Origin of the sequence: Pseudarthrobacter sp. PH31-O2, from assembly GCF_030063265.1 — a bacterium.
GTDB lineage: Bacteria > Actinomycetota > Actinomycetes > Actinomycetales > Micrococcaceae > Arthrobacter.
On record NZ_JASIST010000009.1, the window covers coordinates 76,256 to 100,718 of the forward strand.

At 67.2% G+C, this 24,463-nt stretch carries 24 protein-coding genes and 1 tRNA gene; 11 read left to right on the forward strand and 14 right to left on the reverse strand.

Annotated elements, in window-relative coordinates; genetic code table 11:
• Window positions 1–45: 45 nt before the first annotated feature.
• From QMG72_RS14095 to QMG72_RS14110, 4 genes are all read left to right on the forward strand, one after another.
• Window positions 46–354, forward strand: a complete 309-nt coding sequence (locus QMG72_RS14095) for a YegP family protein (RefSeq protein ID WP_226775450.1) — start codon at window positions 46–48, stop codon at window positions 352–354.
• Between the two features lie 85 nt (window positions 355–439).
• Complete coding sequence (locus QMG72_RS14100; protein WP_282359038.1) at window positions 440–1,108, forward strand: HAD family hydrolase; 669 nt, start codon at window positions 440–442, stop codon at window positions 1,106–1,108.
• A 36-nt stretch (window positions 1,109–1,144) separates the two neighbouring features.
• Window positions 1,145–1,471: a hypothetical protein gene (locus tag QMG72_RS14105; RefSeq protein ID WP_282358719.1), complete on the forward strand. Its 327-nt coding sequence runs from the start codon at window positions 1,145–1,147 to the stop codon at window positions 1,469–1,471.
• Window positions 1,472–1,535: 64 nt separating this feature from the next.
• Window positions 1,536–2,297, forward strand: a complete 762-nt coding sequence (locus tag QMG72_RS14110) for an SDR family oxidoreductase (RefSeq protein ID WP_253031990.1) — start codon at window positions 1,536–1,538, stop codon at window positions 2,295–2,297.
• Window positions 2,298–2,317: 20 nt separating this feature from the next.
• Here the strand turns inward: QMG72_RS14110 and QMG72_RS14115 are convergent, their stop codons facing one another.
• The 3 genes from QMG72_RS14115 to QMG72_RS14125 are packed head-to-tail and all read right to left on the reverse strand — an operon-like array spanning window position 2,318 to window position 5,433.
• Window positions 2,318–2,725 carry a sterol carrier family protein gene (locus QMG72_RS14115; protein WP_226775453.1) on the reverse strand — a complete coding sequence of 136 codons (408 nt, stop codon included), beginning with the start codon at window positions 2,723–2,725 and terminating at the stop codon, window positions 2,318–2,320.
• 2 nt (window positions 2,726–2,727) lie between these two features.
• On the reverse strand, window positions 2,728–3,744 hold the full coding sequence (locus QMG72_RS14120) for an asparaginase (RefSeq protein WP_226775454.1): 1,017 nt from the start codon (window positions 3,742–3,744) through the stop codon (window positions 2,728–2,730).
• 36 nt (window positions 3,745–3,780) lie between these two features.
• Window positions 3,781–5,433: a molybdopterin-dependent oxidoreductase gene (locus QMG72_RS14125; RefSeq protein ID WP_282358718.1), complete on the reverse strand. Its 1,653-nt coding sequence runs from the start codon at window positions 5,431–5,433 to the stop codon at window positions 3,781–3,783.
• 183 nt (window positions 5,434–5,616) lie between these two features.
• Here QMG72_RS14125 and purD point away from each other — a divergent pair, with 183 nt between their 5' ends.
• Entirely contained in the window at window positions 5,617–6,927 is a 1,311-nt protein-coding gene (gene purD / locus QMG72_RS14130) for a phosphoribosylamine--glycine ligase (protein WP_226775507.1), read from the forward strand.
• A gap of 2 nt (window positions 6,928–6,929) precedes the next feature.
• Window positions 6,930–7,907 (forward strand): phosphoribosylaminoimidazolesuccinocarboxamide synthase, encoded by a 978-nt coding sequence (locus tag QMG72_RS14135; protein WP_226775456.1) that lies wholly within the window; start codon window positions 6,930–6,932, stop codon window positions 7,905–7,907.
• On the opposite strand, the gene QMG72_RS14140 is transcribed toward QMG72_RS14135, so the two are convergent.
• Window positions 7,904–9,196 (reverse strand): helix-turn-helix domain-containing protein, encoded by a 1,293-nt coding sequence (locus QMG72_RS14140; RefSeq protein ID WP_226775457.1) that lies wholly within the window; start codon window positions 9,194–9,196, stop codon window positions 7,904–7,906. The genes QMG72_RS14135 and QMG72_RS14140 overlap by 4 nt on opposite strands.
• 129 nt (window positions 9,197–9,325) lie before the next feature.
• On the opposite strand from QMG72_RS14140, the gene QMG72_RS14145 reads away from it, so the two are divergent.
• Window positions 9,326–9,541, forward strand: coding sequence for a hypothetical protein (locus QMG72_RS14145; RefSeq protein ID WP_283480862.1), 216 nt, complete (start codon window positions 9,326–9,328; stop codon window positions 9,539–9,541).
• A 145-nt stretch (window positions 9,542–9,686) separates the two neighbouring features.
• Here QMG72_RS14145 and QMG72_RS14150 read toward each other — a convergent pair.
• From QMG72_RS14150 to QMG72_RS14170, 5 genes are all read right to left on the reverse strand, one after another.
• Window positions 9,687–9,763: transfer RNA gene (locus tag QMG72_RS14150), tRNA-Pro, on the reverse strand.
• Between the two features lie 88 nt (window positions 9,764–9,851).
• On the reverse strand, window positions 9,852–11,681 hold the full coding sequence (locus QMG72_RS14155; RefSeq protein WP_283480864.1) for an ABC transporter ATP-binding protein: 1,830 nt from the start codon (window positions 11,679–11,681) through the stop codon (window positions 9,852–9,854).
• Entirely contained in the window at window positions 11,678–13,510 is a 1,833-nt protein-coding gene (locus tag QMG72_RS14160; RefSeq protein ID WP_226775460.1) for an ABC transporter ATP-binding protein, read from the reverse strand. Before QMG72_RS14160 ends, QMG72_RS14155 begins: the two co-directional genes overlap by 4 nt.
• Before the next feature lie 375 nt (window positions 13,511–13,885).
• On the reverse strand, window positions 13,886–14,833 hold the full coding sequence (locus QMG72_RS14165) for a metallophosphoesterase (RefSeq protein WP_226775461.1): 948 nt from the start codon (window positions 14,831–14,833) through the stop codon (window positions 13,886–13,888).
• The gene (locus QMG72_RS14170) at window positions 14,830–17,130 is read right to left on the reverse strand and encodes a transglycosylase domain-containing protein (protein WP_282358709.1); all 2,301 of its coding nucleotides are present in this window, start codon (window positions 17,128–17,130) and stop codon (window positions 14,830–14,832) included. Before QMG72_RS14170 ends, QMG72_RS14165 begins: the two co-directional genes overlap by 4 nt.
• 37 nt (window positions 17,131–17,167) lie before the next feature.
• Here QMG72_RS14170 and sp36 point away from each other — a divergent pair, with 37 nt between their 5' ends.
• Genes sp36 through QMG72_RS14185 form a run of 3 tightly spaced genes read left to right on the forward strand, consistent with a single transcriptional unit; the run spans window position 17,168 to window position 18,819 of the window.
• Entirely contained in the window at window positions 17,168–17,323 is a 156-nt protein-coding gene (gene sp36, locus QMG72_RS14175; protein WP_144671455.1) for a Sp36 family protein, read from the forward strand.
• 2 nt (window positions 17,324–17,325) lie between these two features.
• The gene (locus QMG72_RS14180; RefSeq protein ID WP_282358706.1) at window positions 17,326–17,895 is read left to right on the forward strand and encodes a RidA family protein; all 570 of its coding nucleotides are present in this window, start codon (window positions 17,326–17,328) and stop codon (window positions 17,893–17,895) included.
• A 12-nt stretch (window positions 17,896–17,907) separates the two neighbouring features.
• Complete coding sequence (locus tag QMG72_RS14185) at window positions 17,908–18,819, forward strand: NUDIX hydrolase (RefSeq protein WP_282358705.1); 912 nt, start codon at window positions 17,908–17,910, stop codon at window positions 18,817–18,819.
• Between the two features lie 259 nt (window positions 18,820–19,078).
• Here QMG72_RS14185 and QMG72_RS14190 read toward each other — a convergent pair whose 3' ends face one another.
• Window positions 19,079–19,756, reverse strand: coding sequence for a Crp/Fnr family transcriptional regulator (locus tag QMG72_RS14190; RefSeq protein WP_011693220.1), 678 nt, complete (start codon window positions 19,754–19,756; stop codon window positions 19,079–19,081).
• Window positions 19,757–19,959: 203 nt separating this feature from the next.
• Here QMG72_RS14190 and QMG72_RS14195 point away from each other — a divergent pair, with 203 nt between their 5' ends.
• Window positions 19,960–21,144, forward strand: coding sequence for a MarP family serine protease (locus tag QMG72_RS14195; protein ID WP_282358687.1), 1,185 nt, complete (start codon window positions 19,960–19,962; stop codon window positions 21,142–21,144).
• 4 nt (window positions 21,145–21,148) lie between these two features.
• On the opposite strand, the gene QMG72_RS14200 is transcribed toward QMG72_RS14195, so the two are convergent.
• The 4 genes from QMG72_RS14200 to QMG72_RS14215 form a co-directional block, all read right to left on the reverse strand.
• Complete coding sequence (locus QMG72_RS14200; RefSeq protein WP_282358686.1) at window positions 21,149–22,204, reverse strand: DUF2332 domain-containing protein; 1,056 nt, start codon at window positions 22,202–22,204, stop codon at window positions 21,149–21,151.
• A gap of 2 nt (window positions 22,205–22,206) precedes the next feature.
• Window positions 22,207–22,680: a type II 3-dehydroquinate dehydratase gene (gene aroQ, locus QMG72_RS14205; RefSeq protein WP_226775467.1), complete on the reverse strand. Its 474-nt coding sequence runs from the start codon at window positions 22,678–22,680 to the stop codon at window positions 22,207–22,209.
• Window positions 22,681–22,799: 119 nt separating this feature from the next.
• Window positions 22,800–23,222, reverse strand: a complete 423-nt coding sequence (locus QMG72_RS14210) for an SRPBCC family protein (protein WP_226775468.1) — start codon at window positions 23,220–23,222, stop codon at window positions 22,800–22,802.
• Window positions 23,219–24,457, reverse strand: a complete 1,239-nt coding sequence (locus QMG72_RS14215; RefSeq protein WP_282358683.1) for a protoporphyrinogen/coproporphyrinogen oxidase — start codon at window positions 24,455–24,457, stop codon at window positions 23,219–23,221. Before QMG72_RS14215 ends, QMG72_RS14210 begins: the two co-directional genes overlap by 4 nt.
• Window positions 24,458–24,463 lie beyond the last annotated feature (6 nt).

A 24,463-nucleotide genomic window follows, 5' to 3' on the forward strand; every position in this document is an offset into this window, starting at 1 on the left:
ACTATATATCCCGGCGTTGGGATAGAGGATTATTAGGAGAGTGCGATGGCTGGATATTTTGAGGTCGTGGACGCGCCTGACGGCGGCTACCGGATTCGAATGCTTGACGGCGCGGGCAGCCTGATGGCTGTTTCGGTCACTTTCCCCACGAAGAGGGCTGCCGTGGCGGGCATCGCTCAGGCCCGTGAAATCGCCGGCACAGGACTTATCCGGGACCGCAGTGCCGGGCGGCTGGCAGCGCAGGCCGTGCCATTTGGCAAGGTGCCCCGTAGGAGCGCGGGCGGCACCAGCCGCGGAACCGTGCTCTCCGGCGGATCGCTGGCTGCGGGAAAGCGAGCGCGGGCTCATCACTGAATCAGGTCCCGAAGCCCGCCGTGGCCAGGACGCCTCAGCTCCCCAGACTTCTGCCGCGCGCCGTGGCGCCGGCAAGGCCGCCGTACTGTTCGACGTCGACGGCACTTTAGTCGATTCCTCGTACCTCCACACCCTGTCCTGGTGGCAGGCTTTCCGGCAGGCAGGATACGAGGTGCCGATGGCGGACATCCATCGCCTGATCGGGATGGGTGGGGACAGGATCCTCGGCAAGCTCCTGCCGGCTGACCGGGACACCACCGAGGACGGCACCATCATGTCCTCCCATGCCGCAGTGTTTTCCACCTTTTGGCCCGCTTTGCGTCCGCTGGAGGGAGCGCGCGAGCTACTGGCGGCCTGCCACGACGGCGGCCTGGCCGTGGCGCTGGCATCCTCGGCCCGGGAGCGCGACCTCGAAGTACTGCGAACCACGATTGGTGCCGACGCCTTCATCGACGCCGCCACCAGCTCTGCAGACGCGAAGGAGAGCAAACCGGCCCCTGACATCCTCGTGGCCGCGCTCCGGGCCGTTGACGTGCTGGCCTCGGACGCCGTTTACGTGGGCGATGCGGTCTGGGATATTTACGCCGCCCGGGAACTCGGGATCCCGGCCATCGGGCTCACCTGCGGCGGCACCGGTGAAGCCGAACTCCGGGACGCCGGCGCCGTCGAAGTCCATTCAAGCCCCCGGGCACTGCTGGAAAATCTTGCCGGCAGTGCGATCGGTCAGCTGGCAGCCCGTACCAGGCGGAGCTAGCGGCAAAGACGGCCGGCGGCCGGTTACAGTATGTCCATGGATCCGACAGAGGGCACAGTCTCCGACCCGCGGCGCCGCTTCCGGCCGGCCCGGTTCGCCGCGCCGCTTGCGGGCCTGGCGCTGCTGACGGTAGGCCTGGTCTTGATCCTGCAGCCGGTGCAGCAGGAGAGTTTCGGCTGGTTCGCCTACGCCCCGCTGTCCCAGCAGACTTTCACCCCCCAGGCCCTGACGATCATGGACGCCGGGAAATGGGCGGGCCTCGCGCTGATCGGACTTGGCGTCGCCACGTTCGCGTTCTGGTTTGGCTACCGTGCCGGACAGCGCTCCGGCAGGAAGGACGCCGGCCGGCCCCTCACGCGGTGACACATGGCAGCAATGTTTGCCCGGATCACTGCCGTGAAACGCCAACCCGGCATACGCTGGACTGATGACACGACATCAGTTGCCCGGCCGGATCGCCATCGTCACCGGCGCCGGCTCGGGGATCGGGCGGGCCGTCGCCCGACTTATGCTCGCCGACGGGTACCGGGTGGTGCTGGCCGGACGCCGGGAAGCACAACTGCTTGAGACCGGGGCAGGTCATGCCCAGGCACTGACTGTTCCGTGCGATGTTACGGTGCCGGAGGACGTCGAACGGCTGTTCGCGGCCGCCCTTGGGCGCTGGGGACGGGTGGACGTGTTGTTCAACAACGCCGGCGTTTTCGGCCCTGCCGCATCCGTGGACGAGATCAGCATCGCGGACTGGGACGCCACCGTGGCAGTTAACCTGACCGGCTCCCTGTTGTGCGCCGCTGCCGCCGTCCGGGCCATGAAGGCACAGACGCCGCAGGGCGGCCGGATCATCAACAACGGCTCCATCGCCGCGCATTCGCCCCGGCCCCGGACGGTGGCGTACACGGTCACCAAACACGCCCTGACCGGGCTGACCAAAAGCATTGAATTGGATGGCCGTGGTTTTGGCATCACCTGCGGGCAGATCGACATCGGCAATACGGCCACGGAACTGATGGACACCATCGGAGTCGGCTCAGGAGCCGTCCAGGCCGACGGCAGCAGCCGTGTGGAGCCGACGTTCCCGGTCGACGACGCGGCGCGTGCAGTGCTGCTGATGGCCGGGATGCCGCCGTCCGCCAGCGTCGGATCCCTGGTGGTCACCGCCGCCGGGATGCCGTTCATCGGGCGCGGTTAGCAGCGAAAAAAGCGGCCCCCCTAGAGTGGCAGCAGTCCGGATAGGTCCGCACGGAGCCCTGACGCTGCCACCTGCCCGGCGGCGACGGCCTCTGCCCAGCTCAATTGCCCGCTGACCATCGCCAGCCAGGTGGCGGCGTCGCACTCGATAACGTTCGGCGGAGTACCTCGGGTATGCCGCGGGCCCGCCACGCACTGCGTGACACCGAACGGCGGAACCCGCACCTCCACGGAGTTTCCCGGTGCCCGCGCGGTGACCTCCTCCAGGCAGTAGCGGACCGCCGTTGCGAGGGTGCTGCGGGGGACGGGAGGGCCGGCGTCCTGGCCGGCGGGTGCGGAAACCTCCGGCGCCGGAGGGTTGGCTGCCTGCCACACGGCGAGGGCTGCGCGGCCCTCCTCGATGGCGATCCGGCGTCGGGCGACGGCCATGGCTAGTCCAGCAGCGCCGAGACGGCGTTGCCGAGGCGGATTTTGCCGACCGGGCGGCCGCCGCCGAGAACGGGGGAGACCACCTTGTCCAGGACGCTGGCCACTTCCGGCACGTCAACGGCGCCGGCGGCTGCGAGCAGGGTCAAGCCGACGAGCGTGGTGGCCCGGATGTTGCCGTCGAGGACCTTGAGGGCCACTGCGGCCCCGGTCGGGGTGGCCATCACCAGCACACCCTCAGCGCCGATCTTGGCGAGGATGCCCAGATCGTCCATAACGATCGTGTTCGGCTCGCCCGTGCCCTGCACCGCCCACGGATAATCAAGCATCGACGTGGCGATCGTGGCGGCGCGGGCGTTGGAGTTCTTGTCCCCGGGGGCCTTGGCCAGTTTGGAGAAGGCCCGGGCCAGCCCGGTCAGGGAGACGGCCGCCACCGGGGCGCCGCACCCGTCAATGCCGAGGTGGGCGATGCTTTCGCCGCAGTATTCCTCGATTACCGACCTGATGCTTTGCTGCAGCGGGTGATTTGGTTCAAGGTAGCTGTGCGTGTCCCAGCCGTTTTCGGTGCAGGCCCAAAGAAAAGCCGCGTGCTTTCCGGAGCAGTTGAACGCAAGTTTGGACATGCCCCGCCCGGAGCGGACCAGCCAGTTCCGGGCGTCCTCATCCTCGGGCCAGGCGGCCGGGCACTGGAGCTGCTCTTCGGTGACCCCCGCCGCCTTGAGCATGCCCTCGACGACGTCCATGTGATCCAGCGAGCCGACATGGCTGCCGCAGGCGATAGCTGCCTGCGCGCCGCGCAGCGGAACGCCGGACTGCATGGACGCGATGGCCTGCAACGGTTTGAGCGTGGACCTGGCGAAGATCGGAGTGGTGATGTCGCCCAGCTCGGTGACGATGGTGCCGTCACCGGCGATCAGCACGGCGGAACCGATGTGCCGGGACTCCACGAAGCCGCTGCGCTCAACGACGGCCAGTTCGACGGCGGACTCGACGGTAAACGTGGCATGCGAATTCAAGGGCATGGAGCAAGTCTAAGGTGCCCGGCGGGGATACCTGCGCTATTCCGCGGTCACCATCAGCGACTGCCAGCCAGACGCGCCGTCCGGAACCGGATCGGCACGTTTATCCGTCTGGACTTCGCCGGTGCCGTCGGTGGCGCGGGCCTTGATGTAGTGCGGCCCCGGTGTCGCTTCCCAATCCAGGGACCACTGCCGCCAGCTGATGAGTGAGGCCTCCCCGGCGAGGGTTGCCTCGATCCAGGGGCCGTTGTCTATCTGCACCTCAACCTTGGTGATGCCACGTGTCTGGGCCCAGGCGGTGCCGCCGATCGCGACTCGTCCGGCCGGTACCTTCGCAAAGGACTTCGGGACTTCCACCCGGGCCATGGTCTTGATGGGGCCCCGCTCGGACCAGCCGCGCTGGGTCCAGTACGCCTTGTTGTCCGCGAAACGGGTGACTTCCAGGTCCACCACCCATTTGGTGGCGGAGACAAAACCGTACAGCCCGGGGACGACCATCCGCACCGGGTAGCCGTGTTCCAGCGGCAGGGCTGTACCGTTCATGCCGATCGCCAGCATGGCGTCCCGGTCGTCCTGCAGGACCTCCAGCGGAGTCGAGGCGCTAAAGCCGTCGATTGAAGTGGAGAGCACCATGTCGGCACCCTCTTTGGGCCCGGCCATAGCGAGTGCATCCCGGATGGGCATGCCCAACCATTTGGCATTACCGGCCAGGTTCCCGCCCACCGGGTTGGAAACGCAGGTCAAAGTGACGTGCGATTCGATCAGCTTCGCGTCCAGCAGGTCCTGGAAGCTGAGCCTGATTTCCCGGTCCACGAGGCCATGGATGCGCAGCTCCCAGTCCTGGGCGTTGATTTCCGGCACACTCAGCGCCGTGTCGATGCGGTAAAAGTCCGTGTTCGGCGTCAGCCACGGCGTGACCCCGGCTGCCCTGGACTGGACGCCGGCGGGGACGGCGGCGGCGGGTTCCGCCGGGGCGGGGAGCTGGAGGGATTCGCGGGCCTTCGCCACGTTGCTGCGGGCCGAGCTGAGCAGGCGCCCGCCGGTCGCGGCGATGGCGGAGGCTGCGGCGGTTACCCCGGTCGCGGCGAAGAAAGCGCGGCGGCTGGTGGCGGGGCGTTCGGGTTCCTTGGCTGCGATGTCGGCCGCCCGGTCCGGCCACTGCTGCATCCGCCACAGCCGGGTCACGAGGATCCGGAGCGCGATGAGTCCTGCAACGGTGCCGATCAGGGCGGGAATCGCGTCGACCGGCCGCACCCCGGCCCGGGTCACGACGCTGGCGACGATGACCGCGCCCATCAGCAGAACGCCGGCGACGCCGAGTGCCCACCTGCGGTAGGCCACAACGCCCAGGACACAGGCGAGCACCAGGATGGAAACCGCCATACCGACGAATAGCGCGAGCTTGTCATTGGTGCCGAAGGTGGCGATCGCGAAATCCTTCATCCACGACGGCGTGAAGTCGATGAAAGTCGAGCCGAGTGCGATCAGCGGCGTCGCCCGCGCCGTGAAGAACGCGCCGATGAGTTCCGCTACGGACAGGACGACGGCGGCTGCAGCGACGCCGGCCAGCGCGGCCAGGCCGGTGGGGCCGGACAACGCCTTCGCCGGGGTGCGAACGACCGGCTGCTTCCGCCGGGCGTTCGCTGTGCCGGGTTCATCCGCGCGGAGTCTGTGCGTGCTGGGCTTGTCCATACCGGAAATTCGTAGCGGCCTCTGCACCGGATGGCCCGCCGTCCCAGGAGGGACATGTCCGCCGGGTAGGCGCGGGGATGGGCATGTTGGCATTATGTCCAGTGGGCACGGCCGGGGCTGGGCATGTGCTGCGGCGGTCACAGCTTAGGAGCCTGCACGGTCCACAACGTACTCTTGGGAACTGTGAAGGTACTTGTCATCGGCCCCGGCGGCCGCGAACACGCCATTGTCCGATCCTTGCTTGCCGACCCTGTTGTGTCCGAGGTCCACGCGGCCCCGGGCAACGCCGGCATCAGCAAGCTGGTCCCCACCTACACCATTGACGCGAGTGATCCCGCCGCCGTCGCGGCGCTGGCCGCCAGGCTCACAGTGGATCTGGTGGTGGTCGGCCCCGAGGCGCCTCTTGCCGCCGGAGTCGCCGATGCCGTCCGTGCCGCGGGCATCCCCGTCTTCGGTCCCGGCAAAGACGCAGCCCAGCTCGAGGCCTCCAAAGCCTTTGCCAAGGAAGTGATGGCCGAGGCGGGCGTCCCCACCGCCATGGCCCGGGTGGCGTCCAACGCCGGTGAAGCCGCGGACGCCCTCGATATCTTTGGCGCCCCCTACGTTGTTAAGGATGATGGACTCGCCGCGGGAAAGGGTGTTGTTGTCACCAGCAACCGGGAGGAGGCCCTCGCCCACGCGCAGAGCTGCTTCGATGCCGGCGGCACCGTTGTGATCGAGGAGTTCCTCGACGGCCCGGAGGTGTCCGTCTTTGTCCTCTGCGACGGCGTGAACACCGTGGCGCTGTCCCCGGCACAGGATTTCAAACGGATCTTCGACAACGACGAAGGACCCAACACCGGCGGAATGGGCGCCTATACCCCGCTGGAATGGGCGCCGGAAGGCCTCGTCCAGGAAGTCCTGGACCGCGTTGCCCAGCCTACGGTCAACCAGATGGCGCACCGCGGCACCCCGTTCGTCGGCGTGCTGTTTGTCGGCCTGGCCCTGACCTCCCGCGGTACCCGCGTGATCGAATTCAACGTACGCTTCGGCGATCCGGAGACCCAGGCCGTCCTGGCCCGCCTCAAGACGCCCCTGGGCGGGCTGCTGATGGCGGCCGCCAAGGGCGAATTGGATAAGGTCCAGCCGCTGCGCTGGTCCAAGGAAACCGCAGTCGCCGTCGTCGTCGCTGCCGAAAACTACCCGAACGAGCCGCGCACCGGCGACCGGATCCGGGGGCTCAAAAAAGTCGAGTCGATCGAGGGTGTCCACGTGATCCACGCCGGCACCCGGCTTGACGACGAAGGCAAAGTTGTGTCCGCCGGCGGGCGGGTGCTGGCAGTAGTAGCTCTCGGCGCGGACCTGGTGGAGGCGCGGGAACGCGCGTACGACGGCGTCGAACTGGTCCAGCTGGAGGGCAGCCAGTTCCGCACGGATATCGGCGGCAAAGCGGCCCGCGGTGAGATTAGCGTTCAGAACCGCGGAACCTCCGCAGCCCAGAAAGCGAAGGCTTGAGCATGAGCACCTCCGAATCCGGCGTGCCGGAAGCCGCCGAACCCGCGCCGTCCGCCCCGGGCGGCGGCCTGGACACCGCCGCGGTGGATCTTCCCGGCTGGAAGCACATCTACTCGGGGAAGGTCCGCGACCTCTACGTTCCGGCGGACGGGTCCATCACGGAGCGCATCGGCCAGGACTGCGTGCTGGTCGTCGCCAGCGACCGCATCAGCGCCTACGATCACGTCCTTGCCAGCGAGATCCCGGATAAGGGCCGCATTTTGACCCAGCTGAGCCTGTGGTGGTTCGAGCAGCTCGGCGTGGAGCACCATGTGCTCGCGTCAACTGTCGAGGCCGGGGTGCCGGCCGCCGTGGAGGGCCGCGCGATGATCTGTAAAAAACTGCAGATGTTCCCGGTCGAATGCATCGCCCGCGGTTACCTCACCGGCTCGGGACTCGAGGAATACCGGCGGTCCCGCACGGTGTGCAGCATTCCCCTGCCCGAGGGGCTGGTGGACGGATCCCGGCTCGAGGAGGCTATCTTCACCCCCTCAGCGAAGGCCGAGGTCGGGGAGCATGATGAGAACATCACCTACGACGCCGTTGTGGAAACCGTGGGCGCCGACGCCGCCTCCTCGCTGCGCGAGCTGACGCTGGCGATCTACACAAAGGCCGAGGCAATTGCCCGTCAGCGCGGCATCGTCCTCGCCGACACCAAGGTGGAATTCGGCGTCGACACGAGTTCCGGCGTCGTCACCCTCGGCGATGAGGTGCTCACCCCGGATTCCTCACGGTTCTGGGATGCCGCCACCTACCAGCCCGGCCAAGCCCAGCCGTCCTATGACAAGCAGTACGTCCGTGACTGGCTGACCTCGTCGGAATCCGGTTGGGACCGCTCCTCGGACGCACCGCCGCCGCCGCTGCCCGCGGACGTTGTGGTCCGGACCCGTGGCCGCTACGTCGAGGCCTACGAAAAGCTCACCGGCCGGACGTTCGCCTAGGCCTCCGCGGGCGCGCGGTGCTGGGTCCCGGCCAAGGCAGCGGCCTGAGCGCGGCGCTGGGCCAGCCGGATTTCCAGCACGGCGTCCATCGCCTGCTGGACCCGGTCCGAGGCGCCGGCGGCGCTGAACTCCTTCTGGGCTTCCTCGAGGTAGACCAGTGCTTCCTCGGCTTCGGCCGCGGCCTTGAGCGCTTTGCCGAGCAGCAGCGAGACCTCGCCCGCGGTGTGCTTAGCGAGCGCGTCCTTGTCGGCGTGGATGTCGCGCAGTTTCCGGACTGCGGCCACGATGTCCCCGGTCAGGTAGAGCCAGCGGGCCCGGATAAAAGCGACTTCAAGTTCGTCAGTTTTGTTGCCGCCCACAATTGAGAGCGCCAGCTCGGCGCGCTCGATCGAGCTCAGGGTTTCCGGCTCGACAATGCCGGAGGACAGCCGGACGGCCGCGGAAGCTTTGTTAAACCGCGCCCAGAGGTCGATGTCGTTGGCGGGGGAGAGCAACCGGGAGGCACGTTCGTGGTGCCTGATGCCCTCGGTGTAGTCATGGCGCATAAATGCCACGTTGCCGATCACCCAGGCTACTTCGCCGGCCAGTTGGGTCATGGAGTGGTCATCCATCTGCCCGTTCATGGCCCGGCAGTATTCCCAGGCCTCGTCCAGCCGCCCGCTCTCGGCCAGCGCACCGATGAGGGCGCGCAGCGCGCCGATGATCAGGGTCGAGCCCTTGGGCAGCTGTGCGCAGAGCCGCACCGCTTCCTGGGCGTGTCCGACGGCGGCAGCCAGCTGCCCTTGACCCTGTGAGGCTGCGGCGAGCATCTGCCTTGCCCGCACGCCCAGGCCTGCCGACTCGGCGGCCATCGGGTGATCCAGCAGGCGCTGGACGATGTCCGTGCACTCCTGCCACTGACCCTGTTTGATCAAGCATTCGGCCTGCATATAGGTCATGTTCCACCAGGCGCTGGTGTTTTTGGCTTCCAGGGCGATCTGGGCTGCGGCGGCTGCATGGGTGGCCGCCAGCGGATAATCCCGCAGGTCCCAGGCCTGGCGGGCGTACAGTCCGGAGAGCACGTATTCGGCGTCGCTGACGGATACGGGCTGGCTCCAGGCTTCCAGCGCCTTAGGTGCCAGTTCCAGCCGCCGGGCGAGTTCCTCGATCACGTCCGCGGTCGGTTCGCGGCGGCCGGTCTCCAAGAGGGAGATATAGCTGGGAGAGTACAGATTGCGGCCCAGTTCCGCCTGCGTCAGGCCACGCTCGAGCCGTTCCGCTCGGAGCTTCTCACCGAATCCGTTCCCCACGGATACCTCCTCATTCCGGACACTCTTTGTACTAAATGCTTGACAGGCTCTGTGGAAAACATTTTACAATGTATGTCAACAAGGGTAGTGCTGACTTGGTAAGGACCCCAACTCGTATTGAGGAACTCTATGTTGAAGAAAATTGCTGCCGGCGCCATCCTGGCGGGTTCACTGGCATTCACCGCCGCCGCTCCGGCAGTTCTGTCTGCCGGTTTCGCCGCTGGGACCAGCGTCACGGCAGTTGGCAACTGGCCTGACCCGATGAATGCACCGCAGGCCGTGGGTAACTGGCCAGATCCGATGGTCTACTCGACCAACGTCGGCAACTGGCCCGATCCGATGTAGCCAGCGGCACTTCGATGGCTCCGGGGCACGATGTCCCGGAGCCATTGTTTTGTCACCCGATCCCCGTCACCCGCCCCCGGTCGGGTTTCACATTCCGGACACATACAACAAGAGGGCCTTCCAGTTGGAAGACCCTCTTGTTTATTGGTCGGGATGACAGGATTTGAACCTGCGACCTCGTCGTCCCGAACGACGCGCGCTACCAAGCTGCGCCACATCCCGATCCGTTACTTCAAAAGCAACTTCACAAGACTATCCGATGGTGGCCCCGGATGCGAAATCGAACCGCGGGTCTCGCTGCGCCGAAGGGCTAGACCAGCGAATCCTTCCAGGCACCGTGGAGCCGGGCAAAGCGTCCGCCGCCGCCGATTAGCTCCGCCGGGGTGCCGTCCTCGACTACCCGCCCGTCCTGGACCACCAGCACCCGGTCGGCGGTTTCCACCGTGGACAGGCGGTGCGCGATGATAAGGGCGGTCCGGCCGGAGTCCGCCCCGGCCCCCTGCAGCAGACCCGCGAGGCCGGCCTGCACGAGGCGTTCGGACGGGATGTCCAGCGAAGACGTGGCCTCGTCCAGGATCAGCACGGCAGGGCGGGCCAGGAACGCCCGGGCGAAGCTGATCAGTTGGCGCTGACCGGCCGAAACCCGGCCGCCGCGTTTGTTGACGTCCGTGTCGTAGCCTTCCGGAAGCGCCAGGATGAAATCGTGCGCGCCTACCGCCCTGGCGGCGGCTTCGATCTCATCCCGGGAGGCCGTGGGACGCCCCAGGGCGATATTGTCCGCCGCGGAGCCGCTGAACAGGAACGCCTCCTGGGTGACCATCACGACGTTGCGCCGCAGGTCCGCCGTCGTCAGCTCCCGCAGATCCACGCCGTCTAGCGTCAGGGAGCCCGCGGAGACGTCGTAGAAGCGGGCGATCAGCTTAGCAAGGGTGGATTTTCCGGCACCGGTTTGGCCCACCAGGGCCACCGTCTGGCCGGCAGGAATATGCAGATCCAGGGTGGGAATGATGAGCGGCCCGGTGCCGTAGCGGAACTCGGCGCCGTTGAAGTCGATGGTGCCCTTGGCCCGGTGCAGGGCCACCGGGTTTTTGGGCGGCCGGACGGTGGGGACCTCCTCGAGCAGCCCGGAGACCTTCTCCAGCGCCGCCTGGGCGCTCTGGAAGGAGTTGTAGAACATGGCCATCTGGTCCACCGGCTGGAAGAAGCGTTTAGTGGACAGGATCAGGGCCAGCAGCACACCGACGGCAAGGTCTCCGCCGAGCACCCGGAAACCGCCGAGCAGCAGGACGACGGCGACGCAGACATTGCCGATCAGCACCAGGCCGGGCTGGAAGATGCCGCTGAGATTGATGGACCGGACCGTGACCTGGCGGTAGTCCTCGGAGAGTTCGGCATACCGTGCGGCGTTGTCGCGTTCCTTCCGAAAGGCCTTGACCGCCCGGATTCCGGTCATGGTTTCGACAAAATGGACAATCAGGCGGGCCGAGACGGCGCGGGATTCACGGAATGCGATCTGAGAGTGTTTCTGGTACCAGCGGGCCAGCAAGAACATCGGCAGCCCTGCGGCCAGAATCAGCAGGCCGCTGCGCCAGTCGAGGGCGAACACCGTCACCGCGGTGAAGAGCATAAACAGGATCCCCGAGGACAGGGAGCTGATTCCGGAATCCAGGAGTTCGCGCAGCGCCTCAAGGTCCGAGGTCTGGCGGGCGATGATGCGCCCCGAGGTGTACTTTTCGTGGAATTCGAGGCTGAGCCGCTGGGTGTGCCGGAAGACCCGGACCCGGAGGTCGAGCAACATCGCCTGGCTCAGCCGTGCGGTCGAGGTCACGTACACGGCGGTGAGGCCCGCCGTCGCAACGGCGGCTGCGAGGTAGGCTGCGCCGGTGAACAGGAGCGGAAGGTTGTCGCCCGCAGTCAGGGCCGGCAGGGCTCCGTCGATGCCGAATGCGATCAGCGCCGGCCCGGCGACCCGTGCGGCCTGGGACAGCACCACGGCGGCAATGGTCAGCCAGAACCGCCGTCGGACCGGGCGGATCAGCGAACCAAGCAGGACCAGGGACCGGCGGCGCACCGTCTTGCTCTCGGTCCTGGACAGGTGCGCGTTGTCCTCGTTCGCGGTGCCGAAAGTTGTGCTGCTCATCGGGAAACCTCCTCTTCGTTGAGGCTTGTCAGGTCCGAGTCCACCAGATCGGAGTCCAGGTCCCGGGGCTCCGGGTCGAGGCTGGCGATCACATGCCGGTAGTGGCGGTTCGCCGCGAGCAGTTCGGTGTGGGTTCCGACGGCGGCGATCCCGCCGTCCTCCAGCAGCGCCACCCGGTCCGCCAGCGCCACGGTGGACGGCCGGTGGGCCACGATCAGGGTGGTGGTGTCGGCGAGCACCTCGCGCAACCGGGTCTCGACTCGTTCCTCGGTGTTGACGTCAAGGGCAGAGAGCGGGTCGTCCAGGACCAGGACCTTTGGCCCGGCAGCGATGGCGCGGGCCAGGGCGAGCCGCTGCCGCTGGCCGCCGGAGAGGCTGAGCCCCTCCTCGCCGATCAGGGTGTCGAGCCCGTCCGGCAGCGAGTATACGAAGTGGGCCTGGGCGACGTCGAGGGCCTCCGCGAGGGCCTCCTCGCGGCGCTCGGCCGTGTGGTTTTCCGGTGCGCCGAGCATCACGTTGTCACGGACCGAGCTGGAGAACAAGGTGGTGTCCTCGAAGGCGACGGCGACAACCGTGCGTAGCTCCTCGACGCTGAATTCGCGCAGATCGACCCCGTCGATGGTGATGGAACCGGCAGTGACGTCGTGCAGCCGGGGCACCAGCTGGAGCAAGGCGCTTTTGCCGCTGCCCGTGATCCCCACCAGTGCCATCGTTTCGCCGGGCCTGATGTCAAGATTGATGTTCCGGAGGATCGGTTTGTCCGGGGCGTCCTCATAGGCGAACCCGGCGCTGTTGAAGCGCAGGGCGCCGGTCAGGGCCTCGGGGCGGCGGGGATGTTCGGGACTGGTGATGGTGTTCACCGAGTCCATCACCTCAAAGTGCCGGTCCACGGCCGTCTTGGCGGTCAGGGCCATGGCCAGAAGCAAGCCGCTGAACTCCACCGGAGTGGCGATGACGGCAGCGGTGGCGAAGAACGCCACCAGGGCGCCGATGCTCAGCGCGCCGGTGGAGGCGAGCATAAGACCGGCGACGAGGCCGGCGCCGAGGGCGAGCTCGGGCAGCAGGGTGACCACCAGGCTGAAGGTAGCCAGGTGCTTGGCCTTAACTATCTCCGTCTGGCGGAGGCCTTCGGCCTGCTCGTTGAAATTCTCCAACGCCTCGCGGCTGCGGCCGAATGCCTTGAGCACCCGGATCCCGTGGACCGATTCCTCGACAGTGGTGGCGAGGTCGCCGGCCTGGTCCGCGCTGCGGCGCGCCACCTTGCTGAAGCGGGTGCGGAAACGGAAACCGTTGATCATAAGCGGCACTGCGGCGGCGAGGAAAATCAGGGCCAGCTGCCAGCTCATCGTGAACATCACCACAACGCCGATCACCACCGTCAGGGTGGTGACCACGAGCATAATGGCGCCGAAGGCCATCCAACGGCGCAGGAAGTTCAGGTCCGTCATGGCGCGGGAGAGCAGCTGACCGGAGCCCCAGCGTTCGTGGAAGGAAACTGTCAGATCCTGCAGATGGTCGTAGAGGGACACCCGCATTCGGGTCTCAACAGTGGTGGCCGGGTTGATCACGAATTGCCGCCGCAGGGCTACCAGGCCGGCTTCAGCTATGCCCAGGCCCAGAATAACGAGGGAAGCGATCCAGACTGCGTCCGCACTCCCGCCGGGCCGGAGGGACTGGTTGATCAGCACCCGCAGCACCTGGGGGATGGCCAGAGCCACCAGGCTTGCCAGCAAGGCGGAAAGCAGGCCCAGGGCCAGCCGCGGAATAATCGGCTGAACGTGGGGGTAAAGGCGGCTGATGGAGGAGAAAAATGAGGTCTGCTGGGCCATGCCTGACTTCTTCACACGCGACGGCAGCGGGCCGGCGCAACTGGATGTAGTTTCCTGTAGCAACTACCCTAGGCCATTGCGTGAGCCGGTTCACATGGACACCGGCGGAGGGCAGGATTTCGTCCAGTAATTACGTTCCGCAATGCTCGGACGGTGCTTGGCCCGTCAGGGACATGTCCACCCGTGGCTGCTGAAAGTGGACATCAACCCCGCTGCCCCACCGGACATGTCCACTTCCGGGCGCGGAGAGCGGACACAATCCGCGCTTCCCTCGGCGCATGTCCACTCCTGCGCGCGAAGGGTGGACATATGCCCATTATGTCCAGCCGGGAAGGCTGCCGGCGGGCATGTCCACTGCGCGGCGGAGGCTCGGGCTCAGGGCTGCGCAGTAAGCGTCAGCAACACGGCTTCAGGCTTGCAGGCGATCCGGACCGGGGCAAAGCGCGAGGTGCCGATACCGCCGGAGACGTTTACCGGCGTCGTGCGTCCCTTGCTGTTCCAGTCATGCAGGCCCTTGGCGCGCCAGGTCGGGAGGTCGCAGTTGACGACGAGGGCACCGAACCCCGGCAGGCAGATCTGGCCGCCATGGGTATGCCCGGCCAGCAGGAGATCGGCGCCGTCCTCGGTGAAGTGGTCCAGGACGCGCTGGTATGGGGCGTGGATGACCGCGACCCGGAGGTGCGGTTTGGCATCCTGGCCCCTAGTGCCGCGGGGCCAGCCGGCGTACCGTTCAAGGCCCAGGTGCGGATCGTCGACGCCGGAGAAGTCAAGACGCAAGCCTTTGACCACCAGGGACTGGCAGCGGTTGGTCAAGTCCAGCCAGCCGCCCATCCCAAAGCCCGAACGCAGCCGTGGCCAATCCAGTTTGGTCGGCCCCTTGGGGCTCGAGGAGGGTCCCAGGAAATACGACGCCGGGTTCTTCAGCCGCGGGGCGAAGTAATCATTGGACCCCGGGACGAAGACTCCGGGAAACTTCAGCAGCGGACGCAGCGAGTCCAAAAGCGGGTCCACCGCGTTGACGTGGCTGAGGTTGTCGCCGGTGTTCACCACCAGGTCCGGTTCCAGGCCGGCCAGCGAGGACAGCCACGCTGCCTTGCGGTGCTGTCCGGGGACAAAGTGGATATCGCTCAGGTGCAGCACACGGATGGGACCGTACCCGGCCGGGAGGATCGGCAGGGTCTCTTCGCGCACAACAAACTGGTTCTTTTCCCAGAGCCCGTACCCGGCGGCGACGGCGCCGGTGGCGGCTCCGGTCGCGGCGGACACGGCCAGGCCGCGTCCGATGCGTCGGGCGCGGCCGGTTAACTGGTTTTGGGCCGTCACGGCTTGGGCGCGGCAGCGTTGCCCGGCTGCTCAGCGGGCGCCGACGGGGCGGGGGCCGCAGCCGGTGTGGACGGAGCCGGGGCAGGAGCGGGGGCAGACGGTGCCGGCGTCGACTGTGTGCTCGGCCGGGGCGCCGGTGCCGGGCCGGTCACCATGTTCGACGGCGGCGCCGTGAACGGGTTGGTGCCGTAGGCCGGGGCCACCTGGGTCATGTAGTTCGAGAACTGCGGACCCGCAATCATATACCCGTCGATTGCCTGGTAAAACTTGCCGTTGAACGTGAGGTTGCGTCCCGGCCGGTCCTGGCCGCCGAGTGCGTCTCCGAACCACGATGCCGTCGCCAGGCCGGAGGTGTAGCCGACCACCCAGGTGGAGTTGTTGGGGTCGTTGGTGCCGGTCTTGGCCGCGATCGGGAAGCTGGTCCGGGTGGAGATCCGGGGCTGGATCAGCGAGCCGGAGCCGCGGTTGAGGACTTCCTGCAGCGCGTAGCTCACGCCGCGGGCGACTTCCGGTTTGATCGCGTCGCGGCAGCTGGGGGCCTGTGCCGGCATGGCTGCACCGGTCGCGTCAGTTACCGACTCAATGGCGATCGGCTCGCAGTACTTGCCGTCGTTGGCGAAGGTCGCGAACGCGCTGGCCATGGTCAGCGGCGAGGTCTGGGTGGCGCCGATCAGGTTGGACAAGGTCGTCATGGGCACCGGCTCGTTGGTCTGGCCGGCGTGGATGCCGACGGCGTCGACGATCTTTTGGATCCCGCAGAGGTCCACCTGTGCCGCGGTTGCGAAGGTCATCGTGTTGATGGAGTTCGCCAGGCCGTCAACGACTGTCATGTTCTTGTAGTAGCCCTCTTCGGCGTTCTGCAGGTCATCGGCCGCGCCGAGTCCCTTTTCCGCCGTGTTGTAGGCCCCGTCCACCGGTGCGGGGCAGGTGTTCCGCCACCTGTAGTTCAACGGGTACCTGCGCACGGCGCCGTTGAGGACTGTGTTCATGGACCGGCCCTCGTCGAGCCATTCGGCGAAGGTGAACGGCTTCATCGTGGAACCGGGCTGGAAGCCGCCCAGTCCGCCGAGGTCGTTGCCCTTGGCGTCCTTCATGTCAACGTTGAAATTGATCACGTTGTTGAATTTGCCTTCGGCCTCCAGGAACTGGGTGTTCTGGGCCATGGAGATGATCTTGCCGGAACCGGGCTGCACGGAGACAAGGGAGGCGCCCCATTTATCCGGGTTCGCCCCGGCGGAGCCTTCAACCTGGGCCTGGGCCACGGCCTGGGCGTTGGGGTCAAGCGTCGTCTTAATGGTCAGGCCGCCGCGGAAGACCTTCCGGACCCGGGCATCGGCGTCGGCGCCGTAGGCCGGGTTGTTGAGCAGCAGGTGCAGCACGTAGTCGCAGAAATATGGGGCGGTCGCCGAATAGGCACAGCCCTGGCGCGCCGGCGTAACCTTCGTTTCCACCGGAGTGGCGACGGCGCTGTCGTAGGCCGCCTGCTGGATCTTGCCTTGCGTGAGCATCGCCTTGAGCACCAGGTCGCGGCGGACCTTAGCGTTCTCCGGGTTGGTAATCGGATCGTAGAACGACGGACTGTTAACCAGGCCGGCCAGCAGCGCAGCCTGCGGGAGGCTGAGGTCCTTGGCGGTGGTGCTGAAGAAGAACTTCGAAGCGGCTTCGATTCCGTAAGCATCCCGGTTGAAGAAGACGATGTTGAGGTAGCCCTCGAGGATCTGCTCCTTAGTGAGCTTCTTCTCCAGGGCGATGGCGAGCTTCATTTCCCGCAGTTTGTCACCGACGCCCTTGTTCACGCCGTTGAGGAGGACTTGGTCGCCCTTGCCCTCGGCCTCGAGGGAGGAGTTGATGACGTTGTTGACGTACTGCTGCGTGATGGTCGACGCGCCCTGCTTGTTGCCGCGCGCGGTGCTGACGAGGGCGCGCATGATGCCGGTGGTGTCCACGCCGCCGTGCTCGTAGAAACGGCTGTCCTCGATGGCGATGACTGCGTCCTTGACGAACGGCGACATCTGGTCGAGGGAAACTTTGGTGCGGTTTTCCGCGAAGAGGCTGGCGATCACACTGCCGTCGGAGGCCAGGATCGTCGTCGACTGGCTGGGCGGGTCCACCTGCAGTTCGGCCGGCAGGGTCTCGAAGAACTTGATCGATCCGCTGGCCGAACTGCCGGTAACGGCGGCCGCGGGGACTAGCAGTCCCGCCACCAGGACACCGCAAACGGCGCTCACGCCCAGGAAAAGAAGGATCTTTCCGAGGGTGGTGGCCGTGTCAAATAGAGGGTTCTTACCAGTCGCCATGTTTTCCACTTTACCGGCAAGGACTAGGCTTTAGCTCATGACCAAATGGGAGTACGCCACGATTCCGCTCATTATCCACGCCACGAAGCAGATTCTGGACCAGTGGGGTGACGACGGCTGGGAACTTGTCCAGGTAGTCCCGGGCCCCGAGGGCAACGGCCTGGTTGCGTACCTGAAGCGGGAGAAGCAGTAGCCATGAGCACCACACCATCCGCCGCTCCGGGCGCACCGGCGGTCTCCGGAACGCAGGCCCACAGCACCGCCGTCACCGGCGCGCCGTCCGCCGTCGAGCAGCGCCTTGCCGAGCTCGGGCTGACCCTGCCTGACGTGGCCGCCCCGGTGGCGGCCTACGTTCCTGCGGTGATCTCGGGCAACCACGTCTACACCTCCGGCCAGTTGCCGTTTATCGGCGGCAAACTGGAGGAGACCGGCAAGGTGTCCTCCGGTGCCGAAGGCGCCTCGGACGAGGCCACGGTTTCCCCGGAAGCTGCCAAGCAGTATGCCGCCGTGTGTGCAGTCAACGCACTCGCCGCCGTCAAAAGCGTCATCGGCGACCTTGACCGCATCACCCGGATTGTCAAAGTTGTCGGCTTCGTAGCCTCCGACCCGTCCTTTACGGGCCAGCCCGGCGTTATCAACGGCGCATCCGAACTCCTCGGCAAGGTCCTCGGCGACGCCGGCCAGCATGCAAGGTCCGCCGTCGGCGTTGCCGTCCTTCCGCTCGACTCGCCGGTAGAAGTCGAACTGATCGCTGAATTCGCGTAGAGGTCAGTTCCCTTGCCTCAGTTAGCCCGACGCCTCTTTGCCCTTCCCCCCGATCTTGAGGGGGCCGCCCGCAGCTGGATTGAACACGGCGAGCGGACCCCCCGTGCGCCGCGCTTTGCGTCCTCGGTGGTGCTGCTGCGTGATTCGCCCACCGGGCTGGAGACCTGGCTGGGTTACCGTCCCGGCTCGTCGCCGTTGGGTGTCCTCGCTTTCCCGGGCGGTTCGTTGGAGGCTTCCGACCACGACGCCGTCGGATGGCTTGGCCCCTCACCGCAGTATTGGGCAGACTTTATGGGGACAGCCGACGTCGGACTGGCGCGCCGCCACGTGGTGGGCGCCATCCGCGAACTGTTCGAGGAAACCGGCATCCTGCTGGCCGGGACCGACCTCTCCAGCACGGTGGAGGCGACGTCCACGGCAGAATGGATGCGGGCGCGCGTGGCGGTGGCGGAGCAGGAGAAATCCTTCACCGAGGTGCTCGCCAAACGGGGGCTCTCCGTGCGGACGGACCTGTTGAGGCCGCTGGTGAACTGGCTGAGTCCGGACTTCGCCCACCGCCGGTTCAACACCCGCTACTTTGCGGCCACTGTGCCGGTGAACCAGCAGCCGTCGTTGCTGGCGAGCAAGGGTGTCTGGGGCCGGTGGGTCTGCGTCCGGAAGGTCGTTGACGGACGGAACACCCCGGCACTCGGCGATGAGGTTGGGCAGGAGAACACAGCGGGGCGGACGCTCGGCCAGCTTCTGGTGCCCGGCTCGGAGATCATGCTGGAGAAGATGGCTGCCGCGAACGGCTGCATCGCGTACCTGAGCTACAAACGCAAGGCCCACGTCTACCAGCCGAAACTGATCGATGAAGACGGCCGGCTAATGCTCGAGGTCGAGGCGGCCAAAACCGTCGTCGGCGAACCCCAGCGCGAACGCTGACGCACCGCCCCACATCAACCCGGTGCTGCCACTGGACATGCTCAGCGGACACGCGGCCGGGCCACTGGACATGTCCTGCGCCAGCTCGGACCGTTGGGCATGGTGGTGTTGTGCGCAGTCTTGGCCGCCAGGGATGGGCATGTCCCGCGGGTGCGGCCGGGAATGGGCATCTCCCGCCGCGCAGATGGCCGTGCCCCCTTAACCGCCGAAGGCCGGCTCCGTTGTTACGGGCCGGCCTTCGGTGTGTTGCCAAACAGGCCTAACGGGAACGCTGGCGGAGGCGCTGCATGTCGAGGATCACAACGGCGCGGGCTTCCAGCCGCAGCCAGCCGCGCTGGACGAATTCCGCGAGGGCCTTGTTGACCGTTTCGCGGGACGCGCCGACCAGCTGCGCGAGCTCTTCCTGGGTGAGTTCGTGGGCCACCAGGACGCCGTCGGTCGCGGGGCGGCCAAAGCGGTCAGCGAGGTCCAGCAACGCCTTGGCGACGCGGCCCGGAACGTCAGAGAAGACCAGGTCGGAGAGGGAATCGTTAGTGCGGCGAAGGCGTCGGGCCAGGGCCTGCAGCAGCTGGGCCGAAACCTCCGGGCGGGTGCGAAGGAGGGCGTTGAGGCTCTCGTTTTTCAGCCCTGCCAGCCGCGTTTCCGAGACGGCCGTGGCTGTGGCGGTACGCGGGCTCGGATCGAACAGTGCCATTTCGCCGAAGAGCTCGCCCGGGCCGAGGATCGCGAGCAGTGACTCCCGGCCGTCCGGGGACGTGCGTCCGAGCTTAACCTTGCCGGAGACGATGAAGTAGAGCTGGTCGCCCTGGTCGCCTTCCCGGAATACCGAAGCTCCGCGTGAGAGGTCCACCTCGGTGAGTTCGTCCGTCAGCAGACGGAACGCCTCGTCGTCGAGCGTGGCGAAAAGGGGGGCGCGGCGCAATACCTCGATATCCATAAAATCTCCTGACTAGGTGTGTCGGCTGGGGCGCTTCCGCTATTCTTTCAGAATTTTGGCGCGTCTGTGACGTAGTTGGCACTGAGACGCGCCAAATATCCGGCCGGAGGAAACCCGGAGCCCGCCAAAGGTCCGACAGGTGGTCGGTAAACTGTCAGCCCCCACCGGTAGAATTGGGGCTTACCTGCCTGTAAGGAGCGTCGGTGTTCGGCTTGACCATCTTGGACCTCGTATTGATCCTGACGCTGCTGTCCTACCTGTTCCACGGCCTGCGCAGCGGTTTCCTCGTCACTGTCGGCGGCATCGCCGGATTTGCTGCGGGCGCCGTGGCGGCGTTTGTGTCTGTCCCGATCGTCAGCGGTCTGGTGGCGGACAGCGGCTGGCGCCTCACGGCGATCATCGCCACCGCGGTGCTGCTGATGGTCCTGGGCCACGGGCTGGGCACCGCAATCGGCCGCCGGATCCGCAGCATCGTGCGGATCAGCCCGCTGCGCTCCGTCGACCGGTTGGCCGGCGGCGGCGTTAATGTGGTGGTCGCCGCCCTTGTGATGTCGATGCTGGCCTTCAGCATCGGTGCGCTCGGTGTTCCCTTTGTTTCCCAGCCGCTGGCCGAGTCCAAGGTGATCCGCTTCATCGACGGCGTGACCCCCGTGCCGGTAAAGACTTCGATGGCCCAGCTCCGCTCCGCTGTGATCGGCGAGGGCATTCCGACTCTTTTCGAGGGAATAGGCCAAGGCCAGCCGGTAGCTGTCCCGGATGCCAGCACCGATACTCCGGCCCTGAACAACGCGGCGGCCTCCGTGCTGAAGATCACGGGGACTGCCTACCAGTGCGGACAAAACCAGACCGGAACGGGCTTTGTGGTCTCGCCCGGCCGGGTGGTGACGAATGCCCATGTGGTGGCCGGCGTACCGGAACCGGTCGTTGAGATCCCCGGCGGCGGAGCGTTGCCCGGCCGTGTGGTGTACTTCGACAGCCGGCACGACCTCGCCGTGGTGGCCGTGGACGGACTGCGGTCGGCCGTGCTGCCCCTCGGCGCTGAACTGCCCGCCGGCAGCCCGGCCGCGTTTGCCGGGTACCCCCACGGCGGTCCGTTCCAGTCCAAACCCGCCACCGTACAGGACATTACGACGGTGCTGGTCCCGGACATCTACGGCAACAACCCCGTACCGGAAGACGTCTACCGGCTCGCCGGGGATGTCCAGCCGGGCAACTCGGGAGGCCCGCTGCTGACCACCGACGGCCGGGTCGCCGGGGTGATTTTTGCCAAGGCCACGGGGGATACCTCGCTCGGTTACGCCATCACAATGTCCGATCTGGGACCGGTTGCCGCCCAAGCTCCAGGTCTCGGCAGTGCCGTCTCGCCGGGCCAGTGCATCCAGAAATAGTGCGCTAGAGCCAGTCGAGGCTTTGGCCGTGCGGTCCGGTGATCGCCACCGGTGCACCATTGTGCAGCAGCAGGAACCGGCCGCGGAGCCGGGCCTCGTCCATCTCCGGGACCACGCTGGAACCATCCGCCTGGACGATGACGGTGTGGCCCTCGTTGGAGAGCCAGTGGCAGCCGCGTTCGGCGGTGAGCCGGGACATGGTGGCCCGGAACCGGTCGCGGGATTCCGCATCAAGGTAGGCCATCACCGCGCTGTGGAAGACCACAAGTGTGGCGTCCGACGGCGCCCGCGCCGCGAGGGCGAGGAGCTGGTCGTTGAGGTCCCCGGAGACCAGGAGGGGCGGGGCGGAGCGCGCGATGGCGATCGCCCGGCGCAGGCGCTCACGGCGGAAGTCCTGCTCGGGCCAGATCAGCGCCTCCAGCCACGCGACGTCCCCGGGATTCCTGACGTCCAGGGGATTAAGGTCGATCCCCGCCCGCCACACGACTTGCGGCAGGTCCGCCGGAAGCGGCGCCGGCCCGGTGACGGTGCATCCCAGAACGGGGTAGCTACCGGGCGTGGCGCCCGCCGGGGACAGCCGCACGACGCTGGCGCCGGCGTCGAACGCGTAACCGTAGCGGTCCGGATAAAGTGCGAGCCCGGCTGAGGCGCCGACTTCGATCAGCGCGAGCGGGCGCCCGTTGCCGGACGCGGCGGCCTGCGCCAGGGAAGGGAGCAAAGTGGCGCAACGCCCGGCCTCATTGGTTTGGGTTGCGCGGCTGAGCACTGTCCGCGAAACGTCACCCCAGCGGGCGTCCAGGAATGCCCGGAATTCCGGGTAGGGGCTGATCCGGGCGCCGAGGAACCGGGCCGCGGCCAGCATCAGCAGCGGCTGGCGCTTGTTGTACGGCCACTGATCGATCCGCCGAATCAGCTCCGGGTCCGCAGCGATGCCCACAGACCATTCGGCGTAGCACTCGGAATTGCCGGGCGCGTCCACGGTGCCGAAGTGCCGGTACCACTCCCCGGTGGGGGACTCCGCAGGATCCGGTTCCCGGCCGGCGGTGCCGACGGCGGCCATGCTCAGTTCCGGCCGGCCCGCAGCCCGGCGAGGTACTCGACGGCGAACCGGTAGCCCAATATCCCGGCGCCGGCGATCACGGCTGCGCTGATGCCCGAGAGGTACGAGTGGTGCCGGAATTCCTCGCGTGCGTGGACGTTCGTGATGTGGACCTCGACGGCGGGCAGCTGCACGGCGGAGATGGCGTCCCGGATCGCCACGGAGGTGTGGGTGTAGGCGCCGGCGTTGATGACAATGCCGACTGCCTTGCCGCGGGCGGCGTGGATGGCATCCACGAGTGCACCCTCATGGTTGGACTGGAAGCACTCGACGTCCAGGCCGTGCGCCGCGCCGGCGTCCTTGGCGAGCTGCTCGACGTCGGCCAGGGTTGCCGTGCCGTATTTCTCGGGCTCGCGGGTGCCGAGCAGGTTCAGGTTGGGCCCGTTAAGGACCAGGATGGTGCCGCGGCCGGCGCCGTCGGTGGTGGCTTCGCTCATGCCTGCCAATCTATCGCGTTGTACCGTGCAGAACGCTGATGTTGCCCGCGAAGTACCCAAACGCGGACAGTCCGGCGGCGCCCCGGGTCAGTGGGGTTGCGGGTCGGCGGCGCCCCGGGTCAGTGGGGTTGCGGGTCGGCGGCGCCCCGGGTCAGTGGGGTTGCGGCGAGCCGCTCTATCCGCCGCAGGGCCAGGGCGCAGACCGGGAGGTAGGCAGCTGCCCACCAGGGGACGGTGAAAGTGATGAGGGAGCCGCCGTCCTGCGGGATGACCCGGTGCCCGGTGGCCGGAATCCCCGCAACGGACCACGACCAGGACCGTCCGGCCTCAAAAGCTGTCACGGTGTACGGCAGCGCCGGACCCAGGACGGTTCGAACCTTTCCGCGGCTGCCGAGCCCAAGTGCCGTGGAAGCTGACCCGGCCGGGGCAGGCTCGACGGCTCTGACTGACGGTCCCCACTCCGGCCACTGCCTGATGTCCGTGAGCAGCGACCACACCACGTCCGGTGACGCTGCGACCCGGCGCGATACGGCCAACGTCACCTAGGCCGTCCGAGGACCGATAACGCGGCGCGGCGGCCGCTGACGAGCGCGCCGTTGATGGATGCCGCGTCCCGGTAGTCACCGCAGATGATCGGCCCGGCCAGGTCTTCCACCGGCCCCGGGGACCGCAGCGGCGGTGGTTGCAGCGGCAGGGCGCGGGGGACCTCGTGCCTTGCCACGAGCTCCCAGCCGGCCGTGGCGGAGCCGAAAATCTCGCCGGCATGGCGGCGGACGTCGTCGTCAGCCGGAACCGGGCGGCCCGGGCCGAACAGTGCTGATGTCTGGATCAGATGCCGACCGGCGGGTGCGTAGCTCGGCGCCGAGTTTGAAATGACGGCCGCGTTGACCAGCGGGCCGCCGGGGTTGCCGCGGCCGTCAACGCATAGCATGTTCACGTCGCTGGGTGCCGAGTCGGCGGCAAACCAGTGCGTGAGCACACCTTTCATGGTTGGCGCAGGGCTCCCCGCCAACCTGGCGGCGTCCACAGGATCGGTGGCAAGAACAACGTGGCGGGCCCGGATGGCCGAATCCGCGGCGGTGACCAGGGTTCCTTTCCCGTCCGGCGTGATCGACTCCACCCGGGTCGAGGTCCGTACCGGGACGCTCAGGGCGGCTGCCAACTGCCGCGGGAGCGCTTGCATACCGTCCCGCGGCAGTCCCGGCACCCCGGCAGCAAAGACCCGCAACAGTTCCAGGGCAAAGTCGTTGGAGGTGCTGCCCTCGTCCTCCAGCAGCACGCCGGCAAGGAATTTGTCCACCACCGTGCGCAGGCCGCCGGAGCATCCGGCCCGGTCCAGGGCTTCCCGCAGCGCAACATCCTTGCCCCGCCGCCGGGGACCGGAAAATGCCGGCGCCGCCCACCGCAGCAGTCCCGCGACGGAGCGGGGGCCAAGGAGGCCGCTGCGCAGGGTCTGGAGGAGCAGGCGGGGCTCGCGCACCGGGTGGGCCAGGACCGTCAATGAGTCCTGCCGGCGGACGCGGATGCCGGCACCGAAGGCCTGAAGGCCCAGCGCCTCGACATCGACCCAGCGCCGGACCGCCGGGTAGGCGGGATTCAGTACCTGAAAGCCACGGTCAACGAGGAACCCGTCGATCCGGTCCGTCCGGATTCTGCCGCCGACGTCATCGGCGGCTTCCCAGACCAGTACCCCGCGCCCGGCCGCCTCCAATTCTCGGGCGCACTGCAACCCGGCGAGGCCGGCGCCCACCACCAACACATCACACGAATCCGTCATCGCTGC

Coding starts and splice junctions, on each gene's coding strand:
- QMG72_RS14145 (WP_283480862.1), top strand. CDS start 9,326: ATGTTGAAGAAAATTGCTGCCGGCGCCATCCTGGCGGGTTCACTGGCA.
- QMG72_RS14180 (WP_282358706.1), top strand. CDS start 17,326: ATGAGCACCACACCATCCGCCGCTCCGGGCGCACCGGCGGTCTCCGGA.
- QMG72_RS14200 (WP_282358686.1), bottom strand. CDS start 22,204: ATGGCCGCCGTCGGCACCGCCGGCCGGGAACCGGATCCTGCGGAGTCC.
- QMG72_RS14215 (WP_282358683.1), bottom strand. CDS start 24,457: ATGACGGATTCGTGTGATGTGTTGGTGGTGGGCGCCGGCCTCGCCGGG.
- QMG72_RS14095 (WP_226775450.1), top strand. CDS start 46: ATGGCTGGATATTTTGAGGTCGTGGACGCGCCTGACGGCGGCTACCGG.
- QMG72_RS14155 (WP_283480864.1), bottom strand. CDS start 11,681: ATGAGCAGCACAACTTTCGGCACCGCGAACGAGGACAACGCGCACCTG.
- QMG72_RS14105 (WP_282358719.1), top strand. CDS start 1,145: ATGGATCCGACAGAGGGCACAGTCTCCGACCCGCGGCGCCGCTTCCGG.
- QMG72_RS14125 (WP_282358718.1), bottom strand. CDS start 5,433: ATGGACAAGCCCAGCACGCACAGACTCCGCGCGGATGAACCCGGCACA.
- QMG72_RS14190 (WP_011693220.1), bottom strand. CDS start 19,756: ATGGATATCGAGGTATTGCGCCGCGCCCCCCTTTTCGCCACGCTCGAC.
- QMG72_RS14160 (WP_226775460.1), bottom strand. CDS start 13,510: ATGGCCCAGCAGACCTCATTTTTCTCCTCCATCAGCCGCCTTTACCCC.
- sp36 (WP_144671455.1), top strand. CDS start 17,168: ATGACCAAATGGGAGTACGCCACGATTCCGCTCATTATCCACGCCACG.
- QMG72_RS14135 (WP_226775456.1), top strand. CDS start 6,930: ATGAGCACCTCCGAATCCGGCGTGCCGGAAGCCGCCGAACCCGCGCCG.
- QMG72_RS14110 (WP_253031990.1), top strand. CDS start 1,536: ATGACACGACATCAGTTGCCCGGCCGGATCGCCATCGTCACCGGCGCC.
- QMG72_RS14170 (WP_282358709.1), bottom strand. CDS start 17,130: ATGGCGACTGGTAAGAACCCTCTATTTGACACGGCCACCACCCTCGGA.
- QMG72_RS14120 (WP_226775454.1), bottom strand. CDS start 3,744: ATGCCCTTGAATTCGCATGCCACGTTTACCGTCGAGTCCGCCGTCGAA.
- aroQ (WP_226775467.1), bottom strand. CDS start 22,680: ATGAGCGAAGCCACCACCGACGGCGCCGGCCGCGGCACCATCCTGGTC.
- QMG72_RS14115 (WP_226775453.1), bottom strand. CDS start 2,725: ATGGCCGTCGCCCGACGCCGGATCGCCATCGAGGAGGGCCGCGCAGCC.